General features: G+C 42.1%; 13 protein-coding genes. 3 read left to right on the top strand and 10 right to left on the bottom strand.

All coding sequences use genetic code 11. The features are described 5' to 3' along the window. Nucleotides 1-16 precede the first annotated feature (16 nt). Nucleotides 17-1,204 (bottom strand): acetyl-CoA C-acetyltransferase, encoded by a 1,188-nt coding sequence (locus tag ACRX5O_RS14550; protein ID WP_433906594.1) that lies wholly within the window; start codon nucleotides 1,202-1,204, stop codon nucleotides 17-19. Nucleotides 1,205-1,438: 234 nt separating this feature from the next. Further along, on the bottom strand, nucleotides 1,439-3,547 hold the full coding sequence (locus ACRX5O_RS14555; RefSeq protein ID WP_433906655.1) for a (Fe-S)-binding protein: 2,109 nt from the start codon (nucleotides 3,545-3,547) through the stop codon (nucleotides 1,439-1,441). 231 nt (nucleotides 3,548-3,778) lie between these two features. Between ACRX5O_RS14555 and cls the strand changes: the two genes are divergently transcribed. Together cls and uvsE are read left to right on the top strand one after the other, a co-directional pair. After that, nucleotides 3,779-4,981, top strand: a complete 1,203-nt coding sequence (cls, locus tag ACRX5O_RS14560) for a cardiolipin synthase (protein WP_433906595.1) — start codon at nucleotides 3,779-3,781, stop codon at nucleotides 4,979-4,981. A gap of 18 nt (nucleotides 4,982-4,999) precedes the next feature. Next, nucleotides 5,000-5,956 (top strand): UV DNA damage repair endonuclease UvsE, encoded by a 957-nt coding sequence (gene uvsE / locus ACRX5O_RS14565; RefSeq protein WP_433906596.1) that lies wholly within the window; start codon nucleotides 5,000-5,002, stop codon nucleotides 5,954-5,956. A gap of 70 nt (nucleotides 5,957-6,026) precedes the next feature. Here uvsE and ACRX5O_RS14570 read toward each other — a convergent pair whose 3' ends face one another. From ACRX5O_RS14570 to speE, 6 genes are all read right to left on the bottom strand, one after another. Continuing rightward, entirely contained in the window at nucleotides 6,027-6,206 is a 180-nt protein-coding gene (locus tag ACRX5O_RS14570) for a XapX domain-containing protein (protein ID WP_160545886.1), read from the bottom strand. 54 nt (nucleotides 6,207-6,260) lie between these two features. After that, nucleotides 6,261-7,331, bottom strand: a complete 1,071-nt coding sequence (gene mnmH / locus ACRX5O_RS14575; protein ID WP_433906597.1) for a tRNA 2-selenouridine(34) synthase MnmH — start codon at nucleotides 7,329-7,331, stop codon at nucleotides 6,261-6,263. A gap of 58 nt (nucleotides 7,332-7,389) precedes the next feature. Further along, nucleotides 7,390-9,060: an arginine--tRNA ligase gene (gene argS / locus ACRX5O_RS14580; RefSeq protein ID WP_433906598.1), complete on the bottom strand. Its 1,671-nt coding sequence runs from the start codon at nucleotides 9,058-9,060 to the stop codon at nucleotides 7,390-7,392. Beyond that, nucleotides 9,057-9,500 (bottom strand): YwiB family protein, encoded by a 444-nt coding sequence (locus tag ACRX5O_RS14585; RefSeq protein ID WP_433906599.1) that lies wholly within the window; start codon nucleotides 9,498-9,500, stop codon nucleotides 9,057-9,059. Before ACRX5O_RS14585 ends, argS begins: the two co-directional genes overlap by 4 nt. 999 nt (nucleotides 9,501-10,499) lie before the next feature. Then, nucleotides 10,500-11,372 carry an agmatinase gene (gene speB / locus ACRX5O_RS14590; RefSeq protein WP_433906600.1) on the bottom strand — a complete coding sequence of 291 codons (873 nt, stop codon included), beginning with the start codon at nucleotides 11,370-11,372 and terminating at the stop codon, nucleotides 10,500-10,502. Between the two features lie 176 nt (nucleotides 11,373-11,548). Then, nucleotides 11,549-12,379, bottom strand: coding sequence for a polyamine aminopropyltransferase (gene speE, locus ACRX5O_RS14595; RefSeq protein WP_119710289.1), 831 nt, complete (start codon nucleotides 12,377-12,379; stop codon nucleotides 11,549-11,551). A gap of 236 nt (nucleotides 12,380-12,615) precedes the next feature. On the opposite strand from speE, the gene ACRX5O_RS14600 reads away from it, so the two are divergent. Beyond that, the gene (locus ACRX5O_RS14600; RefSeq protein WP_433906601.1) at nucleotides 12,616-14,688 is read left to right on the top strand and encodes a transglycosylase domain-containing protein; all 2,073 of its coding nucleotides are present in this window, start codon (nucleotides 12,616-12,618) and stop codon (nucleotides 14,686-14,688) included. A 515-nt stretch (nucleotides 14,689-15,203) separates the two neighbouring features. Here the strand turns inward: ACRX5O_RS14600 and ACRX5O_RS14605 are convergent. Continuing rightward, nucleotides 15,204-15,713, bottom strand: a complete 510-nt coding sequence (locus ACRX5O_RS14605; RefSeq protein ID WP_433906602.1) for a YwhD family protein — start codon at nucleotides 15,711-15,713, stop codon at nucleotides 15,204-15,206. Nucleotides 15,714-15,728: 15 nt separating this feature from the next. Beyond that, the gene (locus ACRX5O_RS14610; protein WP_433906656.1) at nucleotides 15,729-16,355 is read right to left on the bottom strand and encodes a site-2 protease family protein; all 627 of its coding nucleotides are present in this window, start codon (nucleotides 16,353-16,355) and stop codon (nucleotides 15,729-15,731) included. Nucleotides 16,356-16,470: the final 115 nt, after the last annotated feature.

A 16,470-nucleotide genomic window follows, 5' to 3' on the forward strand; every position in this document is an offset into this window, starting at 1 on the left:
ATCCCCCTAAAAAAGACTACTGCTTTGGCACCTCAATCATAATCGCATCTCCTTGCCCTCCACCTGAGCAAATCGCTGCTACACCAATTCCACCGCCGCGTCTTTTTAACTCATGCATTAACGTAATGATAATTCTTGCACCACTTGCACCAATCGGGTGACCAATCGCTACTGCTCCACCATTCACATTGATCTTTTCATGATCAAGTCCAGCGATTTCTGCACTTGCTAAGGCAACAGCCGCAAATGCTTCATTGATTTCAAACAAGTCAATCTCCTCGACTGATTTGCCCGTTTTCTTCAATAATTCGTTGATTACAATTCCCGGCGTTTTCGGGAAATCTTTCGCTTCTACCGCGACAGCTGCCTGCCCGATAATGTACGCTTCTGGTGTTCTTCCTTCCCGAGCCGCTCGTTCTTCACTCATCAACACCAATGCGGCAGCCCCATCATTCACTCCAGGTGCATTTCCTGCTGTGATGGTTCCGTCTGAGTTAAACACTGGCGCAAGCTTAGCCAGCTTTTCAATGCTAGTATCTTTTCTCGGTGACTCATCCTCTGCCACCACGAGTGGTTCACCTTTTCTCTGTGGAACTTGAACCGCTACAATTTCTTCGGCTAAAACGCCGGATGCCATTGCTTGAACGGTACGCTGATGGCTTCTAAACGCCCATTGATCCTGCTCCTCACGCGAAAGCTCCATGTCCTTTGCCACACCATTTCCGTATGTTCCCATATGAACACCCGTAAACGTACAAGTTAGTCCGTCATACACCATTAAATCCTTTACCGAAGAATCACCCATTCGTAATCCCCAACGAGCCTTTGGAAGAAAATAAGGAGCGTTGCTCATCGACTCCATTCCTCCAGCAACGATAACTTCTTCGTCACCTAAACGGATGATTTGATCTCCTAATGTCACACTTCGCATTCCAGAAGCACAAACCTTATTGATCGTTTCCGTTTTTACATTCCATGGAAGTCCTGCTTTTTGAGCCGCTTGTCGTGATGGAATCTGACCCTGTCCCCCTTGCAGAACCGTTCCAAAAATCACTTCATCGACTTTTTCTGCTTCCACACCTGCGCGACCAAGTGCTTCCTTGATCACCAATCCCCCTAAATCAGATGCTGTAAATGAGCTTAAGCTTCCTCCCATTTTTCCAAAAGGTGTACGAACTCCGCTTAAAATAACTGTTTTCCCCATGTTACTCTCCCCTTTTTCGTATTCAATTGTTTGGATTTTTTCTTTGTGTGATTGATTCTGTGATGTGACTGAACGCTCGCTCAGTATGTGTCGTGGAAAAAAGGAGACATTTGAAATTCTCCTTTGAAGTAAATGCAATTTGTAAGCGCTTTATTCCCTTCTTCTATTTTACTATCAAAATAGTTAGAATAGAAATAATTTACACAAAAATCGTGCAAATTATTTCTATCCGTTTTATGACACGATTTGTACCTCTCCGATGACCGCTTTTTCTAATAGCTCTGCCACGTCATAGGTTGATACCGTTTCTTCGACTTCCTTTGCCTTGGTTCCATCTGAAAGCATTGTTAGGCAATACGGACAGCCAGATGAGATAACTGACGGTTTAACAGCTAATGCTTGCTCAGTTCTTGCAACATTGATACGATGGCCGGTTTCTTCTTCCATCCACATAAGGCCACCACCAGCTCCACAGCACATTCCTGTGTCTCTGTTACGAGCCATTTCTACGAGTGTAACGCCCGGAATGGCTTTTAATATATCTCGAGGTGCATCGTACACTTCATTGTAGCGTCCTAAGTAACAAGAATCATGGAAGGTGATCGTTTCGTTCACTTCAAACTTCGGTTTTAATCTTCCATCCCTCACAAGCTCAGCAAGCAGCTCGGTATGATGGTACACTTCAGCTTTTAATCCGAAATCAGGGTATTCATTTTTGAATGTATTATACGCATGCGGATCGATCGTCACGATTTTCTTTACCTCGTTCTTTTCAAATTCCTCGATATTTTTCGTTGCAAGCTCTTGGAATACAAACTCATTTCCTAGACGTCTTGCCGTATCACCCGAGTTCTTTTCCTTGCTTCCTAAAATCGCAAACTTCACACCTGCTTCGTTTAAAAGCTTTGCAAAGGACAAAGCAATTTTTTGACTGCGGTTGTCATAAGAGCCCATGGAACCCACCCAGAACAAGTACTCAAACTCTTCGCCAGACTTTTTCATTTCTTTAACCGTTGGAATGACCACGTCACTTCTCTCATCCCGCCAGTTCTCACGCTCTTTGCGGTTCAGTCCCCAAGGGTTTCCTTGACGTTCGATATTTTGCATGGCTCTTTGTGCATCGGCATCCATTTTTCCTTCTGTCAGAACAAGATAACGACGAAGATCGATAATTTTATCGACATGCTCATTCATGACCGGACATTGATCTTCACAGTTTCGGCAAGTGGTACAAGCCCAAATTTCCTCCTCTGTAATAACATCTCCGATCAAGCTTGGACTGTAAGCTAGACTTGCCGCAGACTCCTGAACCCCTTTTCCAGCAGCTGCTAATGCAATTTGATTTCCTTTTGTATTTGAAAAAGCAAAGGTTGGAACCCATGGCTGCTTTTGCGTAATGGCTGCACCGTGATTCGTTAAGTGATCGCGCATTTTTAAAATCAAGTCCATCGGCGACAGCATCTTTCCGGTCCCTGTTGCTGGACACATATTCGTACAGCGGCCACATTCTACACACGCGTATAAGTCGATGAGCTGGTGCTGAGTAAAATCTTCAATTTTCCCCACACCGAATGTCTCTTGTGTTTCGTCTTCAAAATCAATCTTTGTTAATTTCCCTGGCTTTTCTAAGCGATTAAAATACACATTTGCTGGACCTGCAATCAAATGCGCATGCTTGGACTGTGGAACATACACTAGGAATGCTAGAAGGAACAACAGATGAATCCACCAAGCCACATAGAAAATCGCGATGGAACCTGTTTCTCCTACCCAGGAAAAAGCCAAGCTCACTAATGAGGCAATCGGCTCTGTCCATGAGGCTTCATGAGCATGCCAGATAAGACTCATTCCATTTCCAACAAGAACGGATAGCATTAATCCACCGATAAAAATTAGCACGAGCCCCGATTTAAAATTCCGTTTCAAACGAACCAATTTTTCAACATATCGACGATGAAACGCCCAAAACACGGCGACTAAAATCATTAACGTGACGATTTCCTGAAAAAACGTAAATCCTGGATACAGAGGCCCTAGTGGCAAGTGCGCACCCGGTACAAGGCCTTTAATAATAAAGTCGATTGCCCCAAATTGAACAAGGATAAATCCGTAAAAAAACATCACATGAATAATTCCGCTTTTCTTATCCTTTAACAGCTTTTTTTGACCGAATACATTGACCCAAATCTTTTCAAGTCTTTCCTTTACTCGAGAATCAAACTCAACCTTCTTCCCGAGCTTTATGTACTCGATTCTCGTTTTGACGACATAAACAAATAGACTAACTGCGTAAGCGATTACAATTATAAAAGCAATCAAGTTGATCCAAAGCATGGTATTCATCTTTTCTACCCCTTTCTGGCTCACTCGAACTCCCCTTCAAGCAGCACAGGTTTTGCGTGAAAATGTGTAATTTTCTGAATTGTATCTACCCTTATTATATAATGAATGAGCATTCAGTCAACATTTTTTTATCGCAACTTTCTGTCTTCATAGAAAGAACACTTACAGGAGATACTACAACGTACGACCACTCCCGAACCAATGGGATATCCTCTGAAGGGAGAGAATTTGATGAAGGTTTTCGGTTTCATCTTGCTTGCTTTAGTTATCATCCTATTGCTATTGTATGTCGACTTTATACTCGGCAGAAGACAACATTTATCTTCTATTTATAGAAAAAGTTATCCCATGAGGCAAAGTCATATTGATGTATTTACAAGAGGAGATGCCCTCTTCTTGGACTTATTTTCTGAAATAGAACATGCAAACGAGCATATTCATGTTCTTTTTTATATATTAAAAGATGATCCCTATGGCCGTAGGTTTCTGCAGATTTTGAAAAACAAAGCATTAGAGGGAGTGGAAGTTAGGCTTCTTCTTGATTGGGCGGGAAGCTTTAGAGTTCCACGTCGGATTGTGCATGAACTGAAACAAGCTGGCATTCATTTTGCGTATAGTCATAAACCGAAATTCCCCTTTTTCTTTTACCGTTTACAGGTTCGAAATCACCGAAAAATCACGGTCATTGATGGGCGACTTGGCTATATTGGAGGATTTAATGTCGGAAAGGAGTACTTAAACGAGGATCCAAAGCTGAACCCTTGGCGTGATTATCATTTGAAAATTGTGGGTGAAGGGGTTCATGACCTTCAACGTGAGTTTTTAAAGGACTGGGAAGAGGAAACGCAAGAGCATCTTCTGAAAATTCCTACTTATTTTCCTAACCCAATATCAGGTCCGATTCGTCACCAAATTATCCCTTCTGAAGGGTTTTATCTCGAGGAAACCTTCTCTGGGATGATACGAGGGGCTGAAACAACGATTAACATTGGTTCTCCTTATTTCATTCCTAGCAAACGCATTTTTCAAGATTTGTTGGATGCATTGGATCGCGGTGTGGAAGTGACCATCCTTGTTCCCCAAACTCCTGATCACCCTTTTGTGAAAGAAGCCTCGTTCCCATATTTGCGCACACTTGTCTCAAGGGGGGCAAATGTCTACGATTATGTCAAAGGCTTTTACCATGCAAAAATCCTCATCATTGATGATCAAATTTGTGATTCTGGCACAGCCAACTTTGACAAAAGAAGCTTCTTTTTGAATCATGAAATTAACTGCTACTTGTACGATTTAGACATCATCTCACATATGAAAAACATATATGAAACGGATGTAAAAGATGGGAGTAAAATATCCCTTCATGACTTGACCCATTTAAGCTTCAAGCAAAAATTGCTCGAATGGATCGCACGCCCTATTTCTTATTTTCTTTAGTTAGGAGTTCATACGACGATGAGAATTCGCTTCGGCTATGTATCGACTGCCCTTTCTCTTTGGGAGGCATCGCCTGCAAGAGCCTTGACCTTTACCCGGTATAAGCAGCTTCCCGCTTCCGAACGCGAGGAAAAACTAATGGCGGTTACTGGTGAAAATATCTTTAATACATTACGAATGGTATCCTATAATATCGCTCATGGCATTCAAGTGTATCGATTATCGAGTTCCATCGCCCCTCTTTCTACCCACCCAGAGGTAAACTGGGATTTTGTCACACCGTTTCGAAAGGAGTGGCAGGAGCTTGGTGATTTAATTCGCAGACATAAGATGCGTGTAAGCTTTCACCCCAACCAGTACACTTTGTTCACCTCTCCGCGTGAAGAAGTAACAAAGAATGCGGTGATTGATATGGACTATCATTACAGAATGCTTGAAGCGATGGGAGTGGAAAAAGAGGGGGTCCTGAATATTCATGTCGGAGGAGCCTATGGGGATAAAACACAGTCACTGGAACGGTTTCACGAAAACATTCAATCTCTCCCCTCCCATATCAAAGAAGTCACGACATTAGAGAATGATGATAAAACGTATACAACCGAGGAGACACTTTCTGTATGTCGAAAAGAAGGCATTCGTCTTGTCTTTGATTATCACCATCACATGGCCAATTTGAGTGAAGAGCCTTTGGATACCCTGCTCCCAAAGGTATTTCAAACGTGGGAAGGTCATTCCTTAAAACCGAAAATCCACATTTCTTCCCCAAAGTCAGAAAAAATGTATCGAGCACATGCTGACTTTGTTGATTTGGATTATATCATGCCCCTGATCGAACTCCTCCGCTCCATGAATGCCGATGTTGACTTTATGGTCGAGGCAAAAGCGAAGGACATGGCATGCCTAAAGCTTGTAGAAGATATTAGCCGCATTCGGGGTGTGAAACGAGTGGGTGGTGCTGAAATTGAATGGAAATGACCTATCTGTGGTGATTATCATTTCATATGAAAATAAGTGAAGCCTGAAAGCACATGCCTTCAGGCTTCACTTATTTCCCGAAACTTTGCAGCCATGGAGTTAACTGCTCAAACACTTTAAAGCCTAAATAAATACCTACAATCCCGGTGATACCCGCTAAAGCAGGTGGAGCAGGAATTGGTAGACGAAAGAGTGCAAAAATAAACCCAACGAAAAAACCCGTTACTAAAGATAGCAGGACAAGCTTCATAGTACCCCTCCAAAAATCATTCGTATACTTTAAAGCATTCCCCACAATGCTCCTTTATACTTCGATTTTTGCTCTTCTAGATTGCTCAATAATCTCAGCTATCTTATTTGTTGCCTCTAAAATCGAATCGCTGCAAACAAAGATTTCCGGGTTCTCATAATCCCCAACTTTATTACCGTAGCGCGGGTCATAATAATGCTCCATTAACAGTCTGATGAGGGGCATATAATCTTTCTCTTCCACACATCTTAGTAGCTCCGTTTGAATATCGATTGATTTTATTCTCTTAATAATCATCTTTAAAGCAAGTTCGACACGTTCATGAAAAGCATCTGAATGCTCATATGGTTTCACGTATTGCTCATAAATACGCTCCATTCGTTTTTCAATGGAGGAATAAACCGTGATATGAAGTCCCTTCAGTTTTTTCTCTGTTAACTCTGTCGGCTGCACAGCATGTCCAATTCGTTTGCTCTCTCCTTCCATAATGAAGTATGGAGAGCCTTTGAGCTTCTTTAAATCTTCAAAAAGAAGAGCATCAAACATCTTTTGGTTATGCGGAGCTTCTCCACCAATTGAACCAAAAACCGACCCCTTATGGTTCGCGTACTTCTCTAAGTCGAGCACTGGATACCCGGCAGTTTTTAAATGCTGAAGGATCTCTGTTTTCCCTGTTCCTGTCATCCCGGTAATGACCACTGATTCAGCAGGAATTAAGTCTGAGATATGCTCCAACACATGCTCACGATAGGCACGGTAGCCCCCCTCAATCCTCCTCACATGAAGCCCGGCGAGTGTGGCAAACGTGGCAACGGATTGACTTCTCATTCCACCTCTCCAGCAGTAAACCATTGGCTCGCGACCAGATTCTTCAATCTCCTGAATTCGCGCAAGCATATCAGGAATTTTTGGACTAACAATTTCCATCGCCTTCCATTTGGCTTCCTTTTGCCCTTCTTGCTTATAAATGGTTCCAATCAATGCCCGCTCTTCATTTGTAAAAAGAGGAATATTGACCGATCCAGGAATATGGCTATCAGCGAATTCACCTGGTGACCGTACATCAATCGTCATATAGCGCTCTTTATTTTCTAAAAACTTTTCAACTGAACAGTCTCTAATCATGTCTTCCTCCACCTTTAGGTTTCAAAAGAGGCTTCCAAATCCGGAAGCCTCTCACTTGTTACATTTTTTCAGGAGCGGAAACTCCGATTAATTTCAGTGCATTCTTTAACGTCGTTTGCACAGCTTTAATTAATGAAAGGCGTGCCTTTGTGCGCTCCACGTTTTCCGGATCCAACACTTTTTCCGCATTGTAAAAGCTGTGGAAAGTTGAAGCAAGCTCATAAATATAGTTCGTCACTCGGTGTGGCATACGCTTCTGAGCTGCTTCTGCCACCGCTAGAGGAAACTCACCAAGCTTTTTAAGCACTTCAATTTCCTTCTCAGCGCCGATTAAAGAGAAATCCGCATTCGTATCATATGTGAACCCATTCTCTTCCCCTTGGCGAAGGATGCTGCAAATACGAGCATGTGCATACTGAGCATAGTATACTGGATTTTCATTGGATTGTGATACCGCTAGATCAAGATCAAAGTCCATATGCGTATCCGCACTTCTCATCGCAAAGAAGTAACGAGTCGCATCTAATCCTACCTCTTCAACTAGATCACGCATCGTAACAGCTTTCCCTGTACGCTTACTCATCTTCATCTTTTCACCGTTTTTGTATAGGTGAACAAGCTGGATAATTTCGACCTCAAGTACATCTTTTCCATATCCTAACGCTTCGATCGCTGCTTTCATTCTAGGAATATATCCGTGGTGATCCGCACCCCAAATATTGATAAGCTTTTCAAATCCGCGATCAAGCTTATTTTTATGATAAGCGATGTCAGGTGTTAAGTATGTGTAAGAACCATCCTGCTTAATAAGCACCCGGTTTTTGTCATCTCCTAGATCTGTTGAGCGGAACCAAGTCGCTCCATCTTCTTCGTAAATATAGCCATTTTCACGAAGCTTGTCTAAAGCTACATCAATTTTTCCATCTCCATAAAGAGATGTTTCTGAGTACCAAACGTCAAATGGCACGCGGAAGTCCTCAAGATCCTGCTTCAGCTTGGCCATTTCCTCTTTTAACCCGTAGCTACGGAAAAAGTCGAAGCGCTCCTTCTCATCAGCCTTCACGAACTTGTCGCCGTACTCTTCAGCCAAACGCTTACCGATTCCAATGATATCTTCACCATGGTATCCATCAGCCGGCATGTCTTTTTCCATACCTAGCGCTTGGAAGTAACGAGCTTCTACTGATAATGCAAGATTATTGATTTGGTTTCCTGCATCGTTAATATAGTATTCACGCGATACATCGTAACCAGCTTTTGCTAACACATTACAAAGAGAATCACCAACCGCCGCACCGCGAGCATGTCCAAGGTGAAGATCTCCTGTTGGATTCGCAGACACAAACTCAACTTGAACTTTTTGTCCGTTTCCAACCGTTGTTTCTCCGTACTTTTCACCAGCCGTAAGGATCGTCGGAATTAAGTCTGTTAAGTAATTATTGTTCATGTAAAAATTGATAAATCCAGGACCAGCAATATCAATTTTTTCAATGGATGCCTTTGTTTGATCAAAGTTTGACACAAGCGCCTCCGCGATCGCACGCGGTGCTTTCTTTGCTATTCTTGCTAACTGCATCGCCATATTGGTAGAGTAGTCCCCATTTGTTTTATCCTTCGGCGTTTCAAGAATCACATCTGGAAGCTGCTCCTCTGTTGCTAGCTCTGCCTTGATCACAGCCGCTCTTATTTCCTCTTTAAGCTTCACTTGTACCTGTTCAACGATATTCAACGTTTTTCCTCCTCAAACACAATTTGCAATTTGTATGTACCTGCTTTTGAGCCTTGTATCGAAAGATCGTATAAAACCTCAATCGTTCCTTTACTACTCTCACTGTTCCATCTATGCTGAAGTTCTTTTGTATCTGTAATCATTTGCAGCTCTCCAAACGGAGTCGTATAGCTGCCGCGATGCTTCTTCTTTTCTTCTAGCAGCATTCGCATCTTAATCGAGCCACTTCTCATCAGAAGAATCTCATCGCCCGTAAGCTTCATCGTCGTTTTCATCGGCCCCTCTTCTGTACTTTCCTCGTATTGAAGATAGGCGCTCGCATTCTTTACATAGTATCGACCAAAAGTAGTGAGTTCAAAAGTTTCCTTTTCCCCACCATTTTCAATAGACGTATGTACCTTAATTTTAACGGGAATTTGATCCGCTGGACTATTAGACAACGGCCATACACTTCCTTTTATCATTGCTTTCTCTATAACTTAATAATTATAAAGATTTTGGAGAGGGAGCGCAAGGTGGTGATGCTACTATTTGCCGCAGAGGAGCTGCTCTTATGACCTAATTGGCGAGGTAGCACCTTGTTACCATGTCATAACTTCGTTTTTATGACGTGTGCAGCATGGTTTTATTTTTATCTGAGGTCATAAAATGAACTTTATGACGCATGAGCAATGAGATTTTTCTGTTACAGGTTATAAAACTAATCTTATGACATTATTAAGTATTTTTCCTTCTTACTCATGTCATAACTCTCTTTTTGGTTTTTTATAAGTGGCTTTTAGGCAATTCGGTTTCTTTACTTGTCTGAGGCTGCGCGTTAAGTTCCCTTGAGTATGCTTTTGCTACCTTACATGGGAAGCTAACCTCTACTTTAGTTCCCGCTCGAGTTCTTTTCCACCCCGCATGGGAACCTAACTCCTACTTTGATTCCCGCTCGCATTCTTTTCCACCCCGCACGGGAACCTAACCACTACTTTGGTTCCCACTCGAGTTCTTTCCCGACCCAAAATGGAAACTAACCCACACTTTGGTTACCGCTCGAGTTCTTTTCTACCCCGCACGGGAACCTAACCCCCACTTTGGTTACCGCTCGAGTTCTTTTCCACCCCGCACGGGAACCTAACCTCCACTTTGATTCCCGCTCGCATTCTTTTCCACCCCGCACGGGAACCTAACCACTACTTTGGTTCCCACTCGAGTTCTTTTCCGACCCAAACGGGAACCTAACCCCCACTTTGGTTACCGCTCGAGTTCTTTTCCGACCCACACGGGAACCTAACCCCCACTTTGGTTACCTCAAACATTCTCTTCCACCCCGCATGGGAACCTATCTCCCTTATTGATTCCCACAAACACTCTTTTCTCTCCCTCATCGTAAGCACCCGAAAAACCCCATAAAAAAACACCCGCCAAAACCTGGCAGGTGCACGATTCCATCCTTATTTCACCCATCCAAGAATCATTTCGCGGATGAGTTTGCTTGCTGTGTTTGCTGTTTGTTCTGAGTTATCGTAAATTGGGGCTACTTCTACTAAGTCTGCTCCCACGACATTGACTTCCGAGCGGGCAATTTCGTGAATCGAGGCTAGTAGCTCTCTAGAAGTAATTCCGCCTGCATCTACTGTACCTGTTCCTGGCGCATGTGCAGGGTCAAGAACATCGATATCAATCGTTACATACACGGGACGTCCCGCTAATGTTGGCAATACTTTTTTCAAAGGCTCTAGCACTTCGAACGGAGAAATATGCATTCCAACTTCCTTCGCCCATTGGAACTCTTCCTTCATCCCGCTTCGGATACCAAATGAATACACATTTTGTGGTCCAATTAAATCTGCCACCTTACGAATCGGTGTGGAGTGAGATAATGGCTCTCCCTCATAATTCTCACGAAGGTCTGTGTGTGCATCCATATGTATGATGGCTAAATCCGGATACTTTTTTACCATTGCTTTAAAAACTGGCCAAGAAACTAAATGTTCTCCACCCATGCCAAGCGGAAATTTCCCTGCATCAAGAACCTTGTCAACGAACTCTTCAATCATATCTAAACTACGCTGTGGATTTCCGAATGGAAGTGGAATATCACCCGCATCATAGTATTTCACATCTTCAAGCTCACGGTCTAAGTACAAGCTGTATTCTTCTAATCCAATGGACACTTCACGAATACGCGCTGGACCAAAACGAGATCCTGGGCGGTAACTTACTGTCCAGTCCATTGGCATTCCGTACAATACCGCTTTACTTTCCTCAAAGCTTGGATGGCTTTTAATAAACACATTGCCTGAGTATGCTTCATCAAAACGCATAAGTAGTTTCCTCCTTAAAATATAACATGGTCGTTGAAAATGGCGGCAGTCCCACCTTCCGAAAACTGGTGTTACTACGTAACAAAGGCTTTCTTCAGGTGGAAGCTGCCCCATCTCAAAAACGAAACTTTCACATTAAAAAACGGAGAGAAGCTCCCCCCGTCTTATTTATATTATTAGCCTTCGATTAAATCTTTAACAAACTTCGGTAGCACGAATGCTGCATTGTGAAGTTCTTTTGTGTAATACTTAGTATCAATATCATGGAAGCGTTCTTCAGCTACTTCAAGTGGATCGTGTTTCTTTGATCCTAAAGTGAATGCCCACATTCCGCTTGGGTATGTTGGGATGTTTGCGATGTAAAGGCGAGTAATCGGGAAGATTTCCTTTACGTCTTTTTGTACAGAACGAATTAAGTCCGCTTTGAACCAAGGGTTATCTGATTGAGCAACAAAGATTCCGTCTTCTTTTAACGCCTTAGAAATCCCTGCATAGAAACCTTTTGTAAATAGGTTTACTGCTGGACCAACTGGCTCAGTTGAGTCTACCATGATTACATCGTATACGTTTTCTGCTGTAGCGATGTGCATGAAGCCATCGTCCACTTTTACTTCTACACGTGGATCGTCTAGCTGACCTGCGATCTCTGGAAGGTACTTTTTAGAGTACTCAATTACTTTTCCGTCGATTTCAACAAGAGTTGCCTTTTTCACGCTTGGGTGCTTAAGCACTTCGCGAATAACTCCTCCGTCTCCGCCACCAACAACTAGTACGTTTTCCGGGTTTGGGTGAGTGAATAATGGAATATGTGCAACCATTTCGTGGTATACGAACTCATCTTTAATCGATGTCATAACCATGTCATCTAAAAGAAGCATATTGCCCCATTCTTCTGTTTCTACCATATCTAATTTTTGAAAGTCTGTTTGCTCCGTATGTAATGTGCGCTTTACCTTCATTGTGATGCCAAAATTCTCAGTTTGCTTTTCCGTAAACCAAAGTCCCATTTACGCCATCCTTCCTTATTTAAAAAATATCTATCGGTTTCAATACTAATTTTCCTGTATTGTTATTCTTCCCCAAAAAAACTCAAACATGAGAAAAAGTATAGATGAATCTAGCAAAATTGCAAGAAAAATATTCTTTTTTTAATAGATAGGTGTTTAAAACGTCCTCTTTCTCTTCATACTAGTAAGAAAGATGGGAAAACAGGAAAAATCTATCTGAAGGTGAGGTGTCATCCTTGGAGGTTATTACGGATCAGCGGTTTAAAAGAACGATGAAATACATACGTGCCTTACTCATTCTTGGATCTATCGGTCTTGGTTTACTTGTTATATTAGTGACCGGTGTTCTTATATACGCCAAGGTGCAGGGCCCTCCTCCTCTCGCCGTGCCTCAATCGTCTCTGTATTACTCAGATGATGGGCAGGTAATCGGTGAAAGCAATAATGGAGAAAAGAGATACTGGGTAGGAATCGAAGAAATTTCCCCCCATTTAATTGAAGCAACCGTAGCGATAGAGGACCGATCCTTTTATAAGCATAACGGATTTGATTTTAAACGAATTGCTGGTGCTGCTCTTGCTGACCTTAAGGCAATGGCGAAAGTTCAAGGTGCGAGCACGATCAGTCAGCAGTATGCCCGAAATTTATTTCTCGAGCATGAAAAAACGTGGAAGCGTAAGCTACTAGAAGCACTTTACACGATTCGAATTGAAATGAATTATTCGAAAAACGAGATTCTCGAAGGTTACTTAAACACTATCTATTATGGTAAAGGAGCATACGGCATTCAAGCAGCCAGTCAGTATTATTTAGGAAAAAATGCCGCTGACTTGACTCTAGCTGAGGCCTCTATGCTAGCTGGAATTCCAAAAGGTCCAAGCATCTACTCTCCTCTTATTTCGGAGGAAAACGCAAAGGACCGTCAAAAAATCATTTTGGATTCGATGGTGAAAAGTAAATACATTACCGAAGCGGATGCCAATGCGGCTATTCATGAGACGCTATCATTTGTTGGTGAGCATTCCCATGCCGTGACACAAATTGCTCCGTATTTTCAGGATGCCGTTAAGCAAGCATTAAAAAATGACTTAGGTTTGGATGACCGGACGATTGAGCTTGGGGGACTACGTGTGTACACAACACTTGATACCGAGCAGCAGGAGTTAGCAGAGAAAAATGTTTCTACTCATATGGCAAAGGATTCTGAATTGCAGGTAGCACTCGTGTCAATGAATCCGAAAAACGGGTATGTAAAGGCGATGGTAGGCGGAAGAGATTATGTGGAAAGTCCCTTCAACCGTGCCGTTCAAGCTGTTCGTCAACCGGGTTCTACAATCAAGCCTCTTCTCTACTATGCGGCGATTTCACAAGGATTTACGCCCGCATCATTAGTGAGAAGTGAAATGACAACCTTCCGTTTTGACGATAACCGTGCGGAGTATACACCGCATAATTTTAATAATAGGTACGCTGGAAAAGAAATCACGATGGCACAAGCACTCGCCCTTTCCGATAATGTGTATGCAGTTAAAACACATTTATTTTTAGGAGAAGACACACTCGTAAAAACAGCCAAGCAATTTGGGATTACAACTCCGATGGAAAAAGTACCTTCATTGGCACTTGGGACAAGTGGGGTAAAAGTTATTGATATGGCCAATGCCTATAGCCTGTTTGCAAACGGTGGAAAAAAAGTTAAGCCGGTTCTTATTAAGAGAGTTGAAGACCATCGTGGGGAAGTCATTTATGAGTATGAAAAGGAAAACGAGCGTGTGCTAAAAGCTGACGCAGCGTTCGTTATGACCCATATGATGACTGGGATGTTTGATAAAAAGCTGGATGGATATTCCAATGTGACCGGCAGCTCAATGATCAATGATATGACTCGAATTTATGCTGGGAAGTCTGGCTCGACTGATTCCGATAGCTGGATGGTCGGTTTTTCTCCTCAGCTAGTGACCGCGGTATGGACAGGTTATGACCAAGGAAATCCGATTGAAATCGTTGCCGAGAAATCGTACGCAAAAAACATTTGGGTTAACTATATGGAGGACGCATTAGCTGATGAGCCGATTAAAAACTTCAAAGCCCCTAAAGGAACAGTTGGAGTATATATCGACCCTGAAAGCGGCCTTTTAGCAACCGATGACTGCCCTGTCAAACGACTCACTTATTTTATCGCAGGAACAGAACCAACCAAGCACTGTATTGATCATCTAGAACATGATGCCGAAAAGCCAACCGAAAAGAAAAAAGAAGAAAAGAAAGAGAAAAAGACATGGTATAAGAGGATTTTTGATTGGAGCTAACAGGTTTTTGCCTGAGTTGGCTCCTTTTTAATTAGGAATTGCGGTTTTTCGAGGCCTTTGAGAGTAAATTTGGGGCTTACCAGTGTGATTTCTTTTGAGATATTTGCGATTTTAAAAAATTACTTGCGATTCTAAAAATTTATTTGCGATTCTCAGATTTTATTTGCGATTCCTGAAACTTATTTGCGATCTTCAAAATTTATTTGCGATTTGCCCAACTTATTTGCGATCTTCAGATTTTACTTGCGATTTCAGAGATTTATTTGTGATCTCCAAAATTTATTTGCGATTTGCCCAAGTTATTTGCGGCTCACCCTTCTTACTTGCGGTTCCAAGCCAGTCCCACAGCCCATCACTATTCAAATATATGAAAAAGCCCCGAGTCACATGTACTCGGGGCTTTTTCTGTCCTAGTGCTATAGCGTGTTATCGCTGTTTAAAGTTTACTTTTTTTAACGGAAAACGGCAAGTATTTCCTTACAATTTGTTAAAAAAACCTTTTTGGAATAATTTTCTTATCCTTGAAGATCCGTCTTTAATTTCTCTTTTGATCTTTCCCACATACCCGCATCATGATTTTTCAAAAATTCAGTTAGAATTCCTTTTGAACGACTATCCATATGATCGACTATGATATGACGTTTAATCGACTTATCCATGCGATTCACATGCTCTGGTAGTGACTTATAGCCACGACGAATTTCACGGTCCACGGTCATTTCACAAGCGGTCACTCCTGCATAATACGGTCCTTCCTGCTTACGGTCAATCGTGACCCAAACCAGCCAGTACGGCTTGGCGTTTGGCACTTCTTCTTTTGTTTTTAAAAACTTAATCCCTTTTTCCACAACACTTCTTGCGTGCATGGCACCAACATCAATGACCGCTTCCCCTGCTTCCACATCAATAATAACCGGTGATACATTATCTAGGGTTAGAGCTCCAACACCAAATCCTCCGTGTCCCTCGGTCGGATCACTTTTAATAATATTAAAGCCAATACTTTTCTTCTTTTTTTCTTCCATAAAAATGAACGCCTCCTACAAAAATAACTGATAAAAGAACTGATCTAAAGTCGAAAGAATCGACGGAACGACTGTGGAATACAGTGGGTCAATCGTATATTGATCAAGCGGAGTAATAACTAATATAAGAAAGATTAGTGCTCCATATTGCTCATACTGTGTCATTTTAGCCCGTACATTCACCGGTACAAGATCTTCAATGATTCGATATCCATCTAACGGTGGGAATGGCAACAGATTAAACACAAATAAAGCAACATTTAAATACAAAAATATATTAAGAAACTCAAACACATATGGAGGTAGAGTTTCCACCGCACCAGTAGCCACCAATCCATACAATAACACAAAGCCAAGAATGGATAGCAATAGATTGCTGAGGGGTCCTGCTATCGATACAAGAATACTTGCTAACCGAGGATTTTTAAAGAAAAAGCGATTCACAGGAACAGGTTTCGCCCAACCGAATCCAATTAAAAAAATTAACAAAGTGCCAAATGGGTCCAAGTGCTTCATCGGATTTAGAGTTAGTCTGCCCTGATTTTTCGCCGTATGATCCCCAAACTTATAGGCTACCCACGCATGCGCAAATTCATGGACAGAAAATGCTACTATAAGCGTAATAACCACGTATGGAATCATTTCCAAATCAAAAGCTAAAAACCTAGATAGTTGCTCCAACACGACAACTCCTTTTCGAAGACTCTATTTAGCCAAATTATACATGAAATATAGGATAAATGGAAAAAAGAGTATT

The organism is Robertmurraya mesotrionivorans (assembly GCF_050971805.1).
Lineage (GTDB): Bacteria > Bacillota > Bacilli > Bacillales > Cytobacillaceae > Robertmurraya_A.

Bases quoted from the DNA above. Each gene is read 5' to 3' on its own strand.
- ACRX5O_RS14550 (WP_433906594.1), bottom strand. From the start codon at position 1,204: ATGGGGAAAACAGTTATTTTAAGCGGAGTTCGTACACCTTTTGGAAAA.
- ACRX5O_RS14555 (WP_433906655.1), bottom strand. From the start codon at position 3,547: ATGAATACCATGCTTTGGATCAACTTGATTGCTTTTATAATTGTAATC.
- cls (WP_433906595.1), top strand. From the start codon at position 3,779: ATGAAGGTTTTCGGTTTCATCTTGCTTGCTTTAGTTATCATCCTATTG.
- uvsE (WP_433906596.1), top strand. From the start codon at position 5,000: ATGAGAATTCGCTTCGGCTATGTATCGACTGCCCTTTCTCTTTGGGAG.
- ACRX5O_RS14570 (WP_160545886.1), bottom strand. From the start codon at position 6,206: ATGAAGCTTGTCCTGCTATCTTTAGTAACGGGTTTTTTCGTTGGGTTT.
- mnmH (WP_433906597.1), bottom strand. From the start codon at position 7,331: ATGATTAGAGACTGTTCAGTTGAAAAGTTTTTAGAAAATAAAGAGCGC.
- speB (WP_433906600.1), bottom strand. From the start codon at position 11,372: ATGCGTTTTGATGAAGCATACTCAGGCAATGTGTTTATTAAAAGCCAT.
- speE (WP_119710289.1), bottom strand. From the start codon at position 12,379: ATGGGACTTTGGTTTACGGAAAAGCAAACTGAGAATTTTGGCATCACA.
- ACRX5O_RS14605 (WP_433906602.1), bottom strand. From the start codon at position 15,713: ATGGAAGAAAAAAAGAAGAAAAGTATTGGCTTTAATATTATTAAAAGT.
- ACRX5O_RS14610 (WP_433906656.1), bottom strand. From the start codon at position 16,355: ATGATTCCATACGTGGTTATTACGCTTATAGTAGCATTTTCTGTCCAT.